This window comes from Streptomyces sp. NPDC015127 (assembly GCF_043080095.1).
In the GTDB taxonomy this organism is placed as follows: Bacteria; Actinomycetota; Actinomycetes; order Streptomycetales; family Streptomycetaceae; genus Streptomyces.
Window position 1 is genome coordinate 1 of the sequence record NZ_JBIBVE010000039.1, and the last position, 17,435, is coordinate 17,435.

At 64.2% G+C, this 17,435-nt stretch carries 7 protein-coding genes and 5 pseudogenes; 6 read left to right on the plus strand and 6 right to left on the minus strand.

Annotated features, from left to right (window positions below):
• Window positions 1-148 (minus strand): annotated as a pseudogene (locus ACF08N_RS36135) (IS5/IS1182 family transposase); the annotation flags it as partial.
• A 67-nt stretch (window positions 149-215) separates the two neighbouring features.
• On the opposite strand from ACF08N_RS36135, the gene ACF08N_RS36140 reads away from it, so the two are divergent.
• On the plus strand, window positions 216-404 hold the full coding sequence (locus ACF08N_RS36140) for a hypothetical protein (RefSeq protein WP_392328977.1): 189 nt from the start codon (window positions 216-218) through the stop codon (window positions 402-404).
• 325 nt (window positions 405-729) lie between these two features.
• Here ACF08N_RS36140 and ACF08N_RS36145 read toward each other — a convergent pair whose 3' ends face one another.
• Entirely contained in the window at window positions 730-1,581 is an 852-nt protein-coding gene (locus ACF08N_RS36145; RefSeq protein ID WP_392328978.1) for a hypothetical protein, read from the minus strand.
• Window positions 1,582-1,718: 137 nt separating this feature from the next.
• Complete coding sequence (locus ACF08N_RS36150; RefSeq protein ID WP_392328979.1) at window positions 1,719-2,816, minus strand: monodechloroaminopyrrolnitrin synthase PrnB family protein; 1,098 nt, start codon at window positions 2,814-2,816, stop codon at window positions 1,719-1,721.
• 1,815 nt (window positions 2,817-4,631) lie between these two features.
• Here ACF08N_RS36150 and ACF08N_RS36155 point away from each other — a divergent pair.
• Both ACF08N_RS36155 and ACF08N_RS36160 read left to right on the plus strand, forming a co-directional pair.
• Window positions 4,632-9,584 (plus strand): amino acid adenylation domain-containing protein, encoded by a 4,953-nt coding sequence (locus ACF08N_RS36155; protein WP_392328980.1) that lies wholly within the window; start codon window positions 4,632-4,634, stop codon window positions 9,582-9,584.
• Window positions 9,581-13,387, plus strand: coding sequence for a beta-ketoacyl synthase N-terminal-like domain-containing protein (locus tag ACF08N_RS36160; protein ID WP_392328981.1), 3,807 nt, complete (start codon window positions 9,581-9,583; stop codon window positions 13,385-13,387). Before ACF08N_RS36155 ends, ACF08N_RS36160 begins: the two co-directional genes overlap by 4 nt.
• 143 nt (window positions 13,388-13,530) lie before the next feature.
• On the opposite strand, the pseudogene ACF08N_RS36165 reads toward ACF08N_RS36160, so the two are convergent.
• Window positions 13,531-14,369: pseudogene (locus ACF08N_RS36165) on the minus strand (IS5 family transposase).
• 443 nt (window positions 14,370-14,812) lie between these two features.
• Between ACF08N_RS36165 and ACF08N_RS36170 the strand changes: the two are divergent.
• Window positions 14,813-15,651, plus strand: a pseudogene (locus tag ACF08N_RS36170) (IS5 family transposase).
• Between the two features lie 225 nt (window positions 15,652-15,876).
• Here the strand turns inward: ACF08N_RS36170 and ACF08N_RS36175 are convergent.
• Window positions 15,877-16,561, minus strand: a pseudogene (locus tag ACF08N_RS36175) (transposase).
• A 121-nt stretch (window positions 16,562-16,682) separates the two neighbouring features.
• Between ACF08N_RS36175 and ACF08N_RS36180 the strand changes: the two are divergent.
• Together ACF08N_RS36180 and ACF08N_RS36185 are read left to right on the plus strand one after the other, a co-directional pair.
• Window positions 16,683-16,997: a transposase family protein gene (locus tag ACF08N_RS36180; RefSeq protein WP_392328982.1), complete on the plus strand. Its 315-nt coding sequence runs from the start codon at window positions 16,683-16,685 to the stop codon at window positions 16,995-16,997.
• Window positions 16,998-17,016: 19 nt separating this feature from the next.
• A pseudogene (locus ACF08N_RS36185) lies at window positions 17,017-17,235 on the plus strand (transposase); the annotation flags it as partial.
• 62 nt (window positions 17,236-17,297) lie between these two features.
• On the opposite strand, the gene ACF08N_RS36190 reads toward ACF08N_RS36185, so the two are convergent.
• Window positions 17,298-17,435, minus strand: a 138-nt coding sequence (locus ACF08N_RS36190) for a transposase (RefSeq protein WP_392328983.1), incomplete at its 5' end; no start/stop codon positions are given.

Here is a 17,435-nt window from a genome sequence, read left to right on the forward strand (position 1 = left end):
AACTTCCGCCAGCGCGATCGCAGTTCACGCCTTCGGGCGTAGATGAGCCAGGAGACATGCTCGACGAGCTCGTACGGGACGTCGAGCATGGAAGGATACGGAACCAACAGGGCCCCTCGGTCGCCGGTGTGATGAGTGAGATCACCACGCCAACGACGAGGGGTCCTGTCCTGTCACGCCCCTGCCCACCAGGTCATTTCCCACCGCGGGGCAGGATGAAAGAGGTTCAGTACCGTGTCGAATCTGACCAGGGCATCGACGCGGTCAAGAAGGTGAAAGCTTGCAGGCGGCGTCTGGTCGCCGACGCCGTCGGTTTCGTCCCGGCGGTGATCGCGACAGTCTCGTCGGGCCACGACTGCGCCGACAGCAAGCATCTCCTCGACCGTGTCGACAGCGCGCATTGAATGTGGTCAAGGGTATGGGCGGACGTTGGCTTCAAGAACACTGTCGTCGACCACGGAGCCGGCATGGGCATCGACGTCGACGTAGTCAAGCCTGCCCTCGTCCCTGGATCGCCCACGGCCGGACGATGGCGATCGAGCGGACCCCCGGGCTGACTGATGCCATCGCCAGCTTGCACGCGACTACCAAACGTTTCCCTACCGGCCAGGAAAAATAGCCCCTGGGCCCATTGCTAAATGAGTCGCGAGCTCACCGGGGAATCCATGCCATCCTGGCGAACTGAATCGATGGAAATAACCAAGTCTGCCTGAATGCTTATCGGATCTCTCAGTCGCTGAGTCGGAACTCGGCGCAGAGTTCCGGCGGTATTGGTGCGCGCCGCACGCTGGCGGCTGCTCCCGGAAGGTGTGCCCCTATTGGTGTCCCGCTCAGGAGCCGGGCGGTAAGGAACGGGTCGAAGCCACTGAAGAACCCTAAGAGCCAGTGAGTGTAAAGACCGTAGCAAGCATAATAAGGAACCACCCCCTCGAAGCTTTGCACCATCCTTACCAGTGGTGGGGCGCCTGTAGCGATGCGCTTTGCGTCTGTACCGCAGACCGGAACGGCGCGGGGGAGGCTGTTTGGCGGCGCCCACTCCACGTGCGTGGTCGAGGGGCCGTGAGTCGGGTCGAACAGACAGGGAGGAGTCTTGGCTGGGAGTGACCTTCCAGCTGTTTCTGCCCGAGCCGCAGCGAGTTCCGCTGCAGCGTTGGCAATGGATTCTGTGCAGGACACGATGAGTTGCCAGACAGAACCGCCTTCAGCGGTCCGAACCTGCCCGGCGAAGCGAACTGCTGCTGAATGGTACGTCCAGGCCTGGTTCAGGTGGAGGCTGCCGCGGGAGCCATTTATGGCACTCAACTGTGCATCCAGGATGCAAAGATCCTGCTCGAGGCACGACGCCATCATCACCTTTGTCGCCTCGAAATCGCTGGTTGCCTGGGCGCGGAAGGCTGGAGCGCCCTTGAACTTGCAGATCAGGGCCGCAGATGCTACTCCCACAGCGATCGCAAATAGTGTCAGATACAACAGCACCGAACACCCTCCCGTTCCGTATTGGTTGAGCCAGGGGTACTGAGCGTGCTTCAGCTCGATGCTGAACCCATGTTTGTACCGGTCCAGCAGGCTGATGGCCGCCATCTCCAACCGTCTGTCCGGAAAGATCAGGAGCTCACGCGTTCCAGCATCAGGATGCTGGTCACTGTGCGATCCGTTGTCGCGCGTGACGGAAGTCCGCGCTCGGTCCCGGCGGTCAAAGCGATCGTCAGCACCGGGGATCAGACCGCGTGATGTGCGACTCTTCTCTGCGCCGGACCATGCTTGATTGATTCGATGCATTCCCTGGTGGCGAAAAGGAGCTGGTCTATGAGTTCTGGGGTGGCTCCGGCGCTACCCTGATGGTAAAAGCGAGAATCTCTTTCGTATGCTGTGCGCACGAGTCGACGATGCCTTCCCCGGAACTCGATCAGGGTCCGGATGAGAGACATTAGGGAGGTTGCCGAGTTATGGACAACCGAACTACTGGACGACGGTCCCCGGAGCGCTGCTGCCATTCTGTGTACCAGCGAAGGGGCTTGTGAGAGTTTCCGGAAGGAGGATCGCCAGACAGGTAGGCCGTAGAGGGCGAGGTCCTCCCAGAGGAGCTGGATATGGGGATCAGTCTGGTCAGAGCCCCACACCGCCTGGTCCACCAGGTAGAGCGGTATCTGGGCTGCAGCCGCCGAGTGATAGGTTCCGTGGCCCACCTCTGCCGGCAGGAAGTAGTGGCGAAGTTCATCGGCGAAATGGCGAGCATCGAGACCACTGCTGGGCAGGTGTACAGAATTTGATAGGCGAGCAAGTTGATCCACTGCTTCCGAACAAAGTATGCTGTATCCGGGTTCCGAGGGGGCAACGTCTATTAGAGTGGCCGTAATCCGGGCTGCAGATTCGACGGCCGGCAGAGACGAGGCAGTGGATGAGATGAGACTGCGTTCTGCGGTGGCACCAGTGAACATTCGCTGTCTATCACCTTCGGGGTTCCACCAGCAGTAGTGCAGCACCGTCTCTCTGGGGATCATCCCGGTTCTTTCGGCTATACCGAGCATTGCATCGCTCAGGCCTGATATATTGCCTGGCGCGCTAACCCCATGGCGGTTTAGGGAGCAAACCATCATTCCGAGGTCACGCATCGCTGCGATACTGTCTGCCAGATTCGCCTGCCGTGCAGTATAGACCGACAGATCAAGATTTCTGGCTTCATGGAGGATAGCTCCAGAGTCCCCCTTAGAGTTGAGCTCCGGTAGGCGCGTGAAGAATGCGTCCAGCCTAAGAGGATCTCGCTCCGATATGCTCGTGCGCGATATTTCCTGGAGCCATGCATTCCTAAATTCCATAATCCCTCGATATTTCACACACTGCGATCGCGGCGCGAATTGACCGAAAGGTGCCCGCGCCTGCAACTGGGAGAGCTGGACCTGAAGGGGTGTTCCCGAGTTCTGGTAATTGATTCTCCTTTCGCGTGGAGTGTTGCCTCTTGAGGCGTCTTATATGTACAGGATTAGTTTCTTCGAGGCTGTCAGCGGTCTCAGCCTCTCTAATGGAGGCTGTGCGCCGCAGAGGCGTCTCCATTCTCGTGAGTCATCGGAAGTCCTGCCTGAGTAGTAGCTACTCAGGCAGGACTAGTAGCCCTCATGCTCACGGGAACATTCGGGAGGACGAAATTGACGGGTGCTCGGGTCGGGTAAGTGGGTGGTCAGTGGCTTGTTGCTGGGCTCGTGATATCTCGACCTCCGTATCGCAGTGGCGTGTCCGATGCCCGGTGGGTGTTGTTTGAGCCTGTGTTCGTCTTGTGGTGGACGAAGCGGTCCGGTCCCGGAACGGGCGCCTGGCGACGCTGCCTATGAGGGGTCGTCAGCGTGATCTTGTATGTCAGCCGCATGACCTCCCGTCGTTCAAGAACCTCTGCGACTACTGCAGCGAGTGGGCGGCGGACGGGCCATCCAAATAGGTCCACGGCCCACTGCGGGGCAGGACCCGCCGAGTGTGCGGCGCTATCGGCCGCCTGCGATCGACACCAGAGCGCGAACACTTCGAGATGTCGCCGAGGCCGGTCAGGGCACCGACGCTGGCAAGAAGATCAAAGGTCGCAGGCGCCGCCTGGTCACAGACACCTCGGCCTGGTACTCGCGGTGATCGTCACGGTCCGGCGGAGAATGCGTGCAAGCCACATGGGTGCGGGCGTCCCGCCGGTGGCTTCCGCGAGGCTGCGATGGATGGTTTCGACCAGTGTTTCCTCGAAGTATTGCCCCAGACTGTCGGTCGAGGGTGGATTATTCTGAATCTGCAAGAGAGAGGCTTTAGTAATTGCAGCGACCAAAGGGGAACAACTGCCGGTCGGCCCTATTTGCAGCCTCGCTGGCTCGTCGATTAACCGATGCGAGAATGGACTGAGCATTGATGCTACTTATATGTGCGCTCGTCGCGGGGCGCCTCCTGCCGTGCCGTCTGTTCGAGTCAGGTTGAAGCTGTGTCTTTTCTTCTCAGGTGCGAGGCTCGCGTCTCGGACTCACGAGTAGCGGATACTCACTGAGCCTTTTACGAGAGGATCGATGGGAGTGATGGCCGGGTGGTCGGAGATCGGAGCAGAATGGGCAGGGTGACATCTCAACTCTTCCGTCTCGAGCCTCTTTGGTTACATTCCTGCCGCAGTGGACCGCCGCACAAGTTGGTTGAGTGGGGCCCCAAGCCCATCGTCGCCACGGCAGGGTTGCCCGCAGGCGCAAGCCCCCCGAACGCTGATGCCGCGGATGTATCTAGGCAAGTGCGACGCGCTCGCCCTCGTCGCCGCCGCTCCCGGATCCCCGCCTGGCTGCACTCGCGGCCTGACCGCGGCCCGCACCGGTGATCGAGAAGCTGCTGTTGGCTACCTCGCCGTTCCGTTCCGTTTCGTCGAGAAACTCAGTGCCGACAAAGAAAGACGACGCTGGTAATGAGTATTGATTACTCATGCCGCGCGTTGAGGCGTATATTTTGGTGGGTTATGTAGCTTGCATGCGCCCACCCGGTGCCCTGAAGTTGGTCGCTCAGTATTCATTACTCGCGGTGGCGAGCGACTTCTGATGTCATGTTAACGTCATCCTTTGCCGACTGCGGCCGGTAAGGATTCACGGCCGGATGGCACTTTTCGTCGAATTTCGAGGCTGCTATACATGTTGCGTAATTCGCATTCCGTCGAATCTCTCTTCTCCGTCATGGAGGAAGGAGAGACTCAAGACTTCACGGCCGCTGTGACCGTACATGACCTAGTGGAGCAGTGGGCCAAGCAGACCCCCGATGCCGTAGCGGTGACGAATGGACGCGAGTCGCTGACCTATGCCGAACTCTCGGTACGTGCAAACCGACTGGCGCATTTCCTGACGGACCGGGGAGCTAGTCCGAGTTCCCGGGTAGGGGTGTGGTTGCCGCGCGGCATTGATGCAGTGGTGTCCTTCCTGGCGGTGTTGAAGGCCGGGTGTGCATATGTGCCGCTTGACCCCAACTACCCGCCGGACCGCCTGACCTTTATTTCCGAGGACGCCGAGCTGGTGCTCACCATAACGCCCGACCTTCTACGGGAAAACGCCGAGACGGCCTCGCTCCCTTGCGATTCGCCTACTGAGGTCGCCCTATGCGATGGCATCGCCTATGTGATCTATACGTCCGGCTCGACTGGCAAGCCCAAAGGAATCGAAGTCCACCACAGCAGCATTGTCGACCTGGTGATGTGCGCCGATTACATGGAAGTGGACCATACGAGCCGCTTCTTGCATGCGTCATCGATCTCCTTTGACGCCGCCGTACTAGAGATCTGGTCTGCCCTGCTGCGGGGCGGCCAGCTGGTCATCGCGAAGGACGGCCCGCTGAGCAGTGAAGAACTGGCCGACCTGCTCCAAGGGGGCATCACCCATGCGATGCTCCCCACCGCCTTGTTCCATCGGCAAGCCGAAGACGCTCCCGAGTCCTTCGCTGGCCTGCAAACGGTAACCGTGGGCGGGGAAACACTCAGTGCCGACCACGCGACGGCGGTATGCCAGGCCAATCCCGGCCTGCGGCTGATCAACCTCTACGGACCCACCGAAGTCACCGTCTACTGCACTTACCACGTGCTGGAAAGCGCCGACGGGATAACCGATCCGGTGCCGATTGGGCGGCCGGCGGCCAATGCACGGTTGCGGGTGCTGGACACTGACTTGCGGCCGGTTGCTGTGGGGCAGGTGGGTGAGCTGTTCGTGGGAGGCCCTTGTTTGGCGCGGGGATATCTGCACCGGCCGGAGCTGACCGCCGAGCGGTTCGTTTCGGATCCGCAGGATGCCAGGCTGCGCCTGTACCGGACGGGGGATCTGGTGCGCTGGCAGCCGGATGGCACGCTGGTCTTCTGCGGCCGGGTCGATGACCAGATCAAGCTGCACGGTCACCGTATCGAGCCCGGTGAGATCGAGACAGTGCTGCGGGGCCACGGCGCGGTGGCGCGCGTAAGGGTGGTCAGGCGGGAGGACCGGCCCGGACGGCCCTATCTGGCCGCCTACATCACTCTCAGCAAGGGCCAGCAGGTGACCACAGAGGAACTGCGCGCCCATCTGGCCCGCAGACTTCCGGCGTATATGGTGCCGGCGGCCTTCCAGGTGCTGCCGGCGCTGCCGCTGACCGCCAACGGCAAGGTCGACGCTGCGGCGCTGCCGACCCCGTCCCGGGTGCGGGACGCAGGATTGGGTCCGGTGGTGGCGCCGCGGTCGGCGGTGGAAGAGGAGTTGGTCGCCCTATGGAGGGAGATCCTTGATCTGGAAGAGGTCTCGGTCCACGACGGGTTTGTCGCGGCGGGCGGGAATTCGCTGGCGGCGATGCGGATCGCGACCGCGGTGGGGAAGCGGTTCGAGATTCAGGTGCCGCTGTCGGCACTGCTGCCCACAGGGAATATCGCCAGTCTGGCCGAGCTCATCGAACACACCACGCAAGACGGCTCGGCAAAGCCGATACCGATTCCCCGGGTGGCGCGGGACGGAAGGTTGCCGGCCACCGCCGGGCAGCAGGGGCTGTGGTTCCACGACCAGGCCTGCCCAGGCAGCGCCGTCTACAGCGAGATCCTGCCGCTACGGCTGCGCGGACCACTGCAGGTGGGCGTGCTGCGGCAGTGCATCGAGCGGCTGGTGGCCCGGCATGAGCCACTGCGCACCGCGCTGGTCCTCGACGGTGAGCGGCTGGTCCAGCGCATTCGGCCGGTAGACGAGGTGGTACTGGCTGAGGTCGACCTGACTGGCCTGGACGACGACGGTGAACGGGAGGCGGCACTGGCCCAGGCGGTGCGCTGGGGCGGGCGCCCCTTCGACCTGCCCCAGGGCCCGCCTGCGCGCGCTCAGCTGATCCACCTGGCTGAGCAGGATCATCTGCTGGTGATGTCGATGCATCATGCGGCGATGGACGGCTGGTCGGCGAACATCCTGTTCACCGAGCTTGCCGCACTCTACCGAGCCCTGGCCGCTGGCGAGCAGCCGGCGCTGGAGCCGTTGCCGGTGCAGTTCGCCGACTTCGCCGTCTGGCAGCACCAGCAGCTTGAGCAGGGCGGCTTCGAGGAAGAGGTGGCCTACTGGCGTAAGCAGCTGGCCGAGGTTCCCGAGCAGCTGCTGCTACCCACTGACCTGCCCCGCCCCGAGCGCCCCAGCGGGCAAGGGGCTTTGGCCCGCACCCACCTGTCCGACGAGCTGACCGCCCGCATCGACGACCTGGCCCAGGCAACCGGAACGACCCGCTACATGGTGCTATTGGCCGCCTTCCGGCTGTTGCTGGCCCGCTACACGGCAACCGACGACATCGTGGTCGGCACCCCTGCCTCCGGCCGCACCCATCCCGACCTCGAGCGAGCGGTCGGCTACTTCATCAACACCCTGCCGCTGCGCACCCGCATCCACGCCAAGGAATCGTTCACCGATCTGCTGGCCCGGGTGCGAACCACCGTGCTGGAGGCCTACGCTCACCAGCAGCTGCCCTTCCCTGCCCTGGTGCAGGCATGTGGCCTGGAAACCGACTCGCTGACTCCGCTGGTGCAGGTCGCGCTGGTTCCCGAGGACGTCTACACCCACGCCTTCCCCCTCGACAACCACCTTGACGCCACGTTCGAGTACCACGATCTGGGGATTGCCAAGTACGACCTGACCCTGGCCCTCATCCCCGATAACGGCGGGGACGGGCTGCGCATCAACGCCGAGTACCGCACAGACCTGTTCCAGCCCGCCACCATTGACCGCATCCTTGAGCACCTTCACACCGTGCTGCAGTCCGCCACGACCACGCCCGATACACCCGTCGGGCAGCTGGAGACCCTGCCGGCGGCCGAGCGCGCCCAGGTCTGCGGCGGCTTCGACGGCCCCGACCGCGACTTTCCTTACCAAGTAGGCGTGCACCAGCTGGTGGACCACTGGGCCGAAAGGACTCCGGACGCGATTGCAATCACAGGTCAGGGCACGTCGCTGACCTACGCCCAGCTGGTCGCCCGCGCCAATCAGCTTGCCCACTACCTTGCCGACCGCGGTGCTGACCCCGGCACCCACATAGGGGTGCAACTGCCCCGCAGTACTGACGCCGTGGTGGCCTTCCTGGCCATCATCAAGACCGGAGCCGCCTACGTCCCCCTCGACCCGGCCTACCCCCAAGACCGCCTGGCCTACATGACCGACGACGCCGGACTCGTCCTCACTCTCACGCCCGAACTCCTCGACCGTAGCCGTCCTGCGATCGCCGCCTGCCCCACCCAGCCCCTCACCGTGACCACCAGCGGGAACGACATCGCCTACGTCCTTTACACCTCCGGCTCGACCGGCCGCCCCAAGGGTGTGCCGATCCGTCATTGCAGCATCATCGACCTGGTCACAGGTGCCGACTATTTGCGACTGGACACCTCGACGCGGCAGCTCCACGCCGCCTCCGTTTCTTTCGATATGACGACCATCGAGGTCTGGGGAGCACTGATCCACGGGGGCAGGCTGGTGGTCGCTCCCCCGCAGGCGATGACAGCGCAGGAACTGGCGGACTTCATCACCCGCCATCGGGTCACCCATGTGCAGATGCCAACCGCGCTGTTCCACCGCCGCATGGAGGAGTCCCCCACCTGCCTGGCAGGGCTGGAAAGCGTGATGGTCGGCGGCGAGACGCTCAACCCCGCCCATGCGATGACAGCACTGCAGCACAACCCGGGCCTGCGGCTGATCAACGGCTACGGCCCGACCGAGGCCACCACCTACGCCACCTGGCACGTCCTCACCAGTGCCGATCAGATCACCGGGGCCATCCCGATCGGCCGGCCCACTCCCAACACACGGGCGCGGGTCCTGGACGGCCAGGGGCGGCCGGTGCCGTTTGGGGTGCCTGGGGAGCTTTATCTGGGGGGGCCGGGGCTGTCACCGGGGTACCTGAACCGGCCAGAACTGACCTCCGAGCAGTTCAGGTCCGACCCAGAGCACCCAAGCGAGCTGCTGTATCGGACGGGGGATCTAGTTCGGTGGCTGCCGGATGGCACGCTTGCGTTTCACGGCCGCATCGACCAGCAGATCAAGCTGCACGGCTACCGCATTGAACCCGGCGAAATCGAAGCCGTCCTGCACACCCATCCTGGCATCAGCGGGGTGCACGTCATCCGGCGCCAGGACCAGCCCGGCCAGCCCTACCTGGCTGCCTACTACACCACCGTCCCAGGCGAGGAGCTCTCCTGTGGGGAGCTGGCCGAGCTGGCCGCTGCTCATCTGCCCGCCTACATGGTGCCTCGGATATGTGTCGCGCTGGATCGGTTCCCGCTGACCGGAAACGGAAAGGTTGACTACTCCGCCCTGCCTGCCCCCAAGGCTCCCGCAGCATCCCAGACCGGCGAAGGTACCGGCAGCGGTCTGGAGGAAAAGGTCGCAGTGATCTGGCGGAACGTAGTCATGGCCGATGCCATCGATCTGGATGAGCGGCTCTTCGACATCGGCGGCGCCTCCCTGCACGCCGCCCGCATCCACCAGCAGATCACCGAACGCTTCCCCGGTCTGCCCCTTCGGATGATCGACCTGTTCACCTACCCGACCGTTCGTACCTACAGCGCCCACCTGCGCACCCTTCAGGCCCGGGCGAACGAGCAGAAGGGAGACAACGCATGACCGGCGCGACGCCTGCTCCTGGTGCAGTGGCCATCGTCGGCATGGCCGGCCGCTTCCCTGGCGCCGACAACGTCGACAGTTTGTGGCGCCTGCTACTGGAAGGCACCGAGGCGGTGCGGCGGTTCACCCGTGCGGAACTTGAGGCCGCTGGCGTGCCCACTCACCACATCGAGGACCCGAACTACCGGCCATTCGCCGCCGACCTGACAGGTATCGAGGATTTCGACACAGCATTCTTCGGAACCCCGCCCGCCGAGGCCCGGCTGATGGACCCCCAGCACCGCATCTTCCTGGAGTGTGTCTGGAAGGCGTTGGAGGATGCCAGCACACCGCCGTCCTCCTGCCAGGGCAGCATCGGTGTCTTCGGCAGCAGCAGTCTGAGCTCCTATCTGCTGCACCACGTCCTGTCCTCGGCGGAGTATCGCGGCCAGGCCTACAGCTATCCGGTGATGCTGGGCAACAACAAGGATTTTTTGGCCACCCGGGTGTCCTACCGGCTCGGCCTGCGCGGCCCCAGCATGACCGTGCAATCGGGGTGCTCCAGCTCCCTGGTCGCGGTGGACCTGGCCAGGGCCGCCGTGTTGTCAGGGCAATGCGAGGTGGCGGTGGCCGGAGGGGTGAGCATTTTCACTCCTCAGACCGCGGGCTACCTCTACCAACAGGGCGGGCCCTTCTCCGCCGACGGGCACTGCCGGCCGTTTGACGCTGCCGCCTCCGGCATGCTGCGGGGCAGCGGTTGCGGTGTGGTCGTCCTTAAACGCCTGGAGCAGGCACTGGCCGACCGTGACCATATCTACGCCGTCATCGCCGGCACCGCCGTGAACAACGACGGCTCGTTCAAGGCCGGATACACAGCCCCCAGCGTGTCCGGGCAGGTGGACGTGATCCAGCAGGCCCTGGCTGTCTCAGATGTTCCGGCGTCAGCCATCGGCTATGTCGAGGCGCACGGCACAGGCACCTTCCTCGGTGACCCCATTGAGGTCGCTGCCCTGACCCAGGCCTACACCACCACCTCCGACCCGGTACGGGAATGCGCGCTGGGCAGCGTAAAAGCGAACGTCGGCCACCTGGACGCCGCCGCTGGCATCACCGGCCTGATCAAGGCCGCGCTCGTCCTGCACCACCAGACCATTCCCCCGCAGATCAACTTCACCCAGCCCAATCCCGAACTCGGCTTGGCGGAGACACCGTTCACCATCCACACCCGCACCCACCGCCCTGGCCAGCCGCTTGGTGCTGCCGCGGTGACGTCCCTGGGGATCGGCGGCACCAACGCCCACTGCATCCTCACCGCACCCCCTCCTGTCCCAAACAGGGCCGAGCAGCCGGCCGGCGGGGAGTACGTTCTACTGCTGTCCGCCCCAGAAGACAGGCGCCTCGCGAGTACCGCCAGTGACCTGGCCACCCACCTGGAGCGCAACCCCACCACCCGGCTCGATGACCTTGCCTACTCCTTGGCTGTCGGGCGTGAGCCGCTGCCGCACCGCGCTGCCGTCACCGCCACAACACTGCCGGAGGCAGTCACCGGCCTGCGGGCGCTCACCGCCGGAGAAAGCCAGGAAGATCCCCGTGTCCACGCCTGGCGTAATGGGACACCGGTTCACGCCGTGTTCGTGGGGGAAGTGAGCAACGCCAGGAAAATCCGAATCCCAGGAATACGATTCCACCGGGAACGCCACTGGATCGAGGCACCCACCACATCACCAGAATCCAACCAAGACAAACCACAGCAGCAGAGCACTACCGCCGACCTTGTCTCATTCGTTGCCGAGATGTTCAGCGCCCGTCTCGGCATCGACTCCGTCGGCCCGGACGACGACTACTTCGCCCTCGGTGGCGAGTCGCTCGTCGCGGTCTCGCTGGTCGACAGCCTGTGCAGGCAACTGGCCCTGCCGCTGACCCTTCCCCAGTTCACCCGACTGAGGACTCCGCGGCTACTGGCCGAATGGGCTGCTGCCGAACGGACAGCCGCGCCACCAGCGAAGGCCGACACGCCAAGCAGTCTGCATCTGGTCAAGGACGGAATCCCCGGCCATGAGGTCTTCCTCGTGCACCCCTCGGGCGGCACCACGCTCTTCGCACACGCCTTGGCCTCGCACAGCACCGATCCCGGCTCGCTGTATGCCATCGCCTACCCGGCCGATCTCACTCCACCACTGACATCCATCTCGGCGATGGCGCGGCACTATGTCGCGTTGATCCGCACCGTGGCCCCTCACGGCCCCTACCGCATCGGAGGCTACTCACTCGGCGGCATGGTCGCACTCGAGATGGCGCACCTGCTCACCCAAGCCGGCGAACAGGTCGAGAAGATCATTCTCCTCGACACCCTACCCCCGCAGGTCCACGCCCGGGACTTCAGCGACGAGGAGTTTCTTCGCACCTTCCCAGCCCTCCTCGCAACAACCCTGGGACTTCCGCAGCCTGCTCCCGCGCTCGCCCAGATCAGCACGCCGGAGAAGGCCATTGAAGCGGTGCGCCAGCCGAACTGGAGCCCCGCCACAGTTCGGGAGCTCCGCAGCCTCTACGACGTCTGGCGCATCAGCGCCCGGGCCCTGAGCACCCATCGCCCCCACCCCTACAGCGGCCAGATCCATCTCCTGGCCGCTGCCCAGCCGCTTCCGCCCGGCCAAACAGGACTACCGTCCACGACCGTCAGCGTCGACGACTGGCGGCCCTACCTCACCGGTGACCTGTACCTCACCACCGTGCCGGGCGACCACTTCAGCATGTTCCACGCAGACCACCTCCCCGCTCTGACGGCCGCCTACGACCGCGCCCTCCAGCAAACGTCCACCCGTAGTCCGCACATCACCCCGTCGGCATCCAGCAGGCCGACACCCCCCAAGGACAGGTGCCGCCCGGTGGCCTGGCTCTTCGCCGGACAGGGCACCCAACATCCCGGCATGGGACACAACCTGCTAACCCGCCACCCGGAACTGGTGCGCGAAGCCGACGACATCCTCGGCTACTCCACGGAGCAGTTGTGCGCGGGCGATCCTGACCGGCCACTCACCGACACCGCCTATGCGCAGCCAGCCATCTACGTCGTCAACGCCCTCGCCGCCCGTCAGCACCACGAGGAAACCGGACAGCAACCCGACCTCGCCCTGGGCCACAGTCTGGGCGAGTACAACGCCCTCGAGGCAGCCGGAGTCTTCAGCTTCGGCGACGGCCTGCGGCTGGTCGCCGCCCGCGCCGCCGCGATGGCCCGCATACACGGCGGCGGCATGCTAGCCCTCACCGGCATCCCCGAACAATGCCTCCAGGCACTCCTAGCCACAGACGACTTCCAGCGGATCGACCTCGCAGCTGTCAACACCGCCGTCGGCCACACCCTGGCCGGCCCCGAGACCGAACTCGACCGCCTCACCCCGCTCCTGCTGGCCAACGGCGCCCGCGCAGCACGCAAACTCAACGTCAGCGGCCCCTTCCACTCACGCTACATGCACCCCGCCACCGACGCCCTCCGCGCCGCGCTGCAAACCATCACCTTCAACGAGCCAGCCATCCCGGTCCTGGCCAACACCACCGCCCACCCCCACCAACACCACAACATCCCCGCCGCGCTCATCACGCAGCTCACCCACACAGTCCGCTGGCGCCACTCCGTCGAACACGCCATCACCGAACACGCCCCCCACTTCCACGAAATCGGCGATCAGCACATCCTCACCCCCATGACCACCCACATCCAGGCGGCACTCGCCAGCAAGCCCACCGCACCCAAGGCGTCCGACGAGGCCGGGATGGACAAGCCATGCACCGAACTCGTTCTGAAACGATCAGTTAGCGAACCGTGACGTTGTGACCTCGGCACGAGATCGTTCTCAGAGCCGGCGATCATCTGCAGCTCGGCGACCGTTTTGTCGTCCCGGAGCCAGCTCGCGAGAGTGGGTCATTCTAAAAGAGCGTTTTGTCCTGGCGAAAGTGTTTGGTCCGAGGTTCATGTGTCGCGCCAGTTCGGGGTGGATTCGCGGGTGAGCCGTCGGCTCATGAGGTTGATCATCGCGATGTGGATTATGGCTTCGGAGCGTGGGAGTGGGTTTCGTAGTCGCGGGCGAGGCGCCGGTGGTGCATGAGCTACCCGAAGGTCCGCTCGACCACCCAGCGCCGGGGGATCACCTTGAATCCCTTAACGCCGGGGGCGCGTTGGACGACCTCGACGTCGATGCCGAGGCGTGCGCCATGGTCAATGACCTTCGTTCGGTAGCCGGTGTCGGCTCAGGCCTTGGTCACCCGTGGGTTCTCGGCGGCGATGCGGGACAGCACGTGGATGCCGCCGGTGTTGTCGGAAACGCTGGCCGCTGTCACCCAGACGGCCAGGAGGAGACCGAGGGCATCGACACCGAGGTGGCGCTTGCGACCTGCGATTTTCTTGCCGGCGTCGATGCCTTGGTCGGTCGCGGGGACGTTGGCGGAGGTCTTGACGCTCTGTGCGTCGAGTACACATGCGCTTGGCTCTGCACTCCGGCCTTCCGCCTCACGCACGAGGCGACGCAGAGGCCCATTGAGCCGAGCGAAGATGCCCTCCTTCTGCCATGCGGCGAAGTATCCGTAGACCGTTTCCCACGGCGCGAAGTCGTGCGGGAGGTAACGCCACGGGATCCCGGTGCGGTCGACGTACAGGATGGCGTCCATGATGCGTCGCAAGTCGTGCTCGGGTGGGCGCCCGATGTCCAGACCCTTGCCTCTCCGCTCGGCTCGCCAGGCCGACAGAGTCGGTTCCAGGAGTTCCCACCGTGCATCGGACAGATCGCTGGGATACGGGCGGTGTCGGGTCATGTTTTGGTAGTACCGTCGGGCGCGGCACATCCCCAGGGCGCAAACGGCGCCAAGCAGGGGCGCCTTGGGATCAGACAGGAGCGAACCCACAGAAACGGGCTGATACACAACGCTCCCTGTCACGTAAGACCGCCTCAGCCACATTCGCCCCAGCAATCCCAAGTCAATTCACCCCACAAAGCCTCTCCAAGCACTTCTGTCGGGACAAAACGCTCTTTAAGAGGGCGTTTAGATAGGCCTGTTCCGGTAAGCGGCTTTCCCGCAGGCCCCTCTTTGCCCGCATTCACCAGCCATGAGAGCTTTCTGCCTTCCCTCGGTGCGAGGTCCGCTGTCCGTTTCGCTCGTTAACGAGCATGGAAGCCCGTCTGGTTTGAAAAAGCTGCAGAACCGCCCGATCAACACCGGAACGCCATCGTCCGCCATGTGCGTGATCACGCTGGGCCGTGAGCCAGCGGAAGCCGTACCCCAGCGACCTGTCCGACGCCCGATGGGCCTTGATCGAGCCGACCTTGACGGCCTGGCGGAACGCCGGGCTCGAACGCAGACCTACCGGGCAGCCGGCCAAGGTTGATTTACGTGACGTGTTCAACGCGATTCTGTACGTCAACCGCACGGGAATCCCCTGGAAATACCTTCCGCACGACTTCCCGAACCACGGCACCGTATATGCCTACTACGCGGCCTGGCACGACGAAGGGATCTTCGCCCAGCTCAATTACGACCTGACGGGACTGGCTCGCGTGAAGGAGGGGCGCAAGCCCGAGCCGACCGCCTCCGTGATCGACACGCAGAGCGTGAAGACCTCCAACAATGTGCCCCTGACCAGCCAGGGAACCGATGCGGCCAAGAAGATCGTCGGCCGGAAGCGCGGCATCCTCACCGACACGATCGGCCTCATCCTCGCCGTGACCGTCACCGCCGCCGGCCTGTCGGAGAACGCCCTAGGAAACGCCTCCTCGACCAGGTGAAGGAGAAGTACCCGACCATCTCCAAGAGCTGGGTCGACACCGGCTTCAAGAACGCCGTCGTCGAGCACGGCGCCCGCCTCGGAATCGACGTCGAGGTCGTCAACAGAAACCCGGACGCTCGTGGGTTTCACGTCGTGAAAAGGCGCTGGGTGGTCGAGCGGAGTATCGGTTGGATCATGATGCACCGTCGTCTCGCCCGCGACTACGAGACCCTCACCGCCAGCTCCGAAGCCATGATCCACATCGCCTCGGTCGACAACCTCGCCAGGCGCATAACGGACGAGACCACCCCCACCTGGCGAGGAACTTACTAGGGCATCAAGGGCAATCTGCCTACTTCAAACGCCCTCTAAGGGCGGTGGCCACGACATTGCGGCGTCGCGGGTATCAGGCTTCGCCTCGCCGGTATAGATCGGCGTAGGCCGGCCGGTGAGGGGGCATGAGGTGTTCGTGCCAGAGGGGGCTGCCTTCTGCACCTGGTCGGATGATCTGCTCACCTGCACCATATTGCTGCAGCCAAAGGTGTGTCGGGTGTGCGTTCACATATTCAGGCGGCGGTAGCAGATGAGGGTGGAGGCGATGCTGGTGAAGGCGAGGAAGTGTTCGGCTTTGCGTTCGTAGCGTCGGTCGATTCGGCAGCCGGCGAGCCAGGCCATGGTGCGTTCGATGGTCCAGCGGTGGCGGCTCAGCCGCTGCGATGTCTCGATCCCCTTGCGGACGATGCGGTGGCTGATGCCGGAGAGCCTGGCTGTCGTGCAGGTTCGCTCCGGAGATTCCGACGGACAGGGGCAGACCGGTCGGCTCGGTGATCAAGTGGATCTTCGACCCGTACTTGCCCCGGTCGATAGGATTCGGACCTGTCAGGTCCCCTTTTTCAGAGCCCGCATGTTCACCGAGTCGATCGCGCAGCGGGACAGTCCAACTCGCCGCGGGAGCCGAGCTCATCAAGGACCAGGCAGTGGGGCTTGGCCTACACCCGCGCCTTCGTCCACTCGGCAATTCGCCGATGGGCCGTCGCTCCCGACGGTCCGAACGACGCTGCCGGCAACTGCTGCCACAGCCCGACGTGGCCACGAACACGATCGCAGCCAGCACCTCCCGGTCGCCATGCCGACGTCGGCCACCGCCCTGAGGCTGCGAAGGCGCCTCCGGCACCACCCGCTGGAACAATTCCCACAACCCGTCCGGCACCAGCCGCTCAACGATCCCCACCACGACCGACAGCGTAGTCAACCGCCCAAATGATGAGATGACCTCTTACGACCTGGTGCGTGGTTGGCGGTGACGGCGGCTGGGCTGGGTCGTTGGGCTGTGTGTGGTGGGGGTCGAGGCACGCAGTCTGATCATGTCGGAGCGTCGGACCACGGGACTTTCGGCGACCGTGATCGCAGATCTGGTAGCCGAGTTGGGGCCGGTGTGGCAGGCCAGAAGAGATGCCGAGCTGGCTGACCGTCCGCGCCGTCGAGCCGTGGGTGCGGGGGCGAAGTGCAAGCTGGTGTTCGTCGACCGGCTGCTGGCCACCCTTGTTCATCTTCGGCGCGGTGTCACCCACGACGTCCTTGCCTGCTGGTTCGGTGTCGATCGGTCCACGATCACGCGTGCGATCGGGGAGATCACGCCAATCACGCACCAGGACGTAAGACCGTGTCCTATGTGGTGAGGCGGTCGTTGGGCTTGTCATGAGGCGGGGTACGTGGAGTTGGATCGTTCCGGACGGGCTGTGGGAGATCGCGGAGCCGTTGATCCCACCGTCGAAGGTGCGGCCGCAGGGCGGCGGAACGCAGGACACGCCTGATGAGACAGTGTTCGCGGCGATCATCTATGTGCTAGTCAGCGGCTGTGCCTGGCGCGCGTTGCCGCCGCGCTTCGGGATATCGAAGTCGACCGTCTCAAGCAGATGATGCTGCAGGCGAGTTGGAGTAGGGCGAGGTTGAGGTCGGCACGTATCTAGGGTCCGTCTTCAAACGGATCTTGCCCAGAGCAGGAGCGCCGCGAGTGTGACTGCTGCCTCGTACGAGGTGGCGGTCTTCTCGTATCTGGTTGCGATGCCGCGGAAGGCCTTGAGTCGGTTGAAGCAGCGTTCGACGGTGTTGCGTCG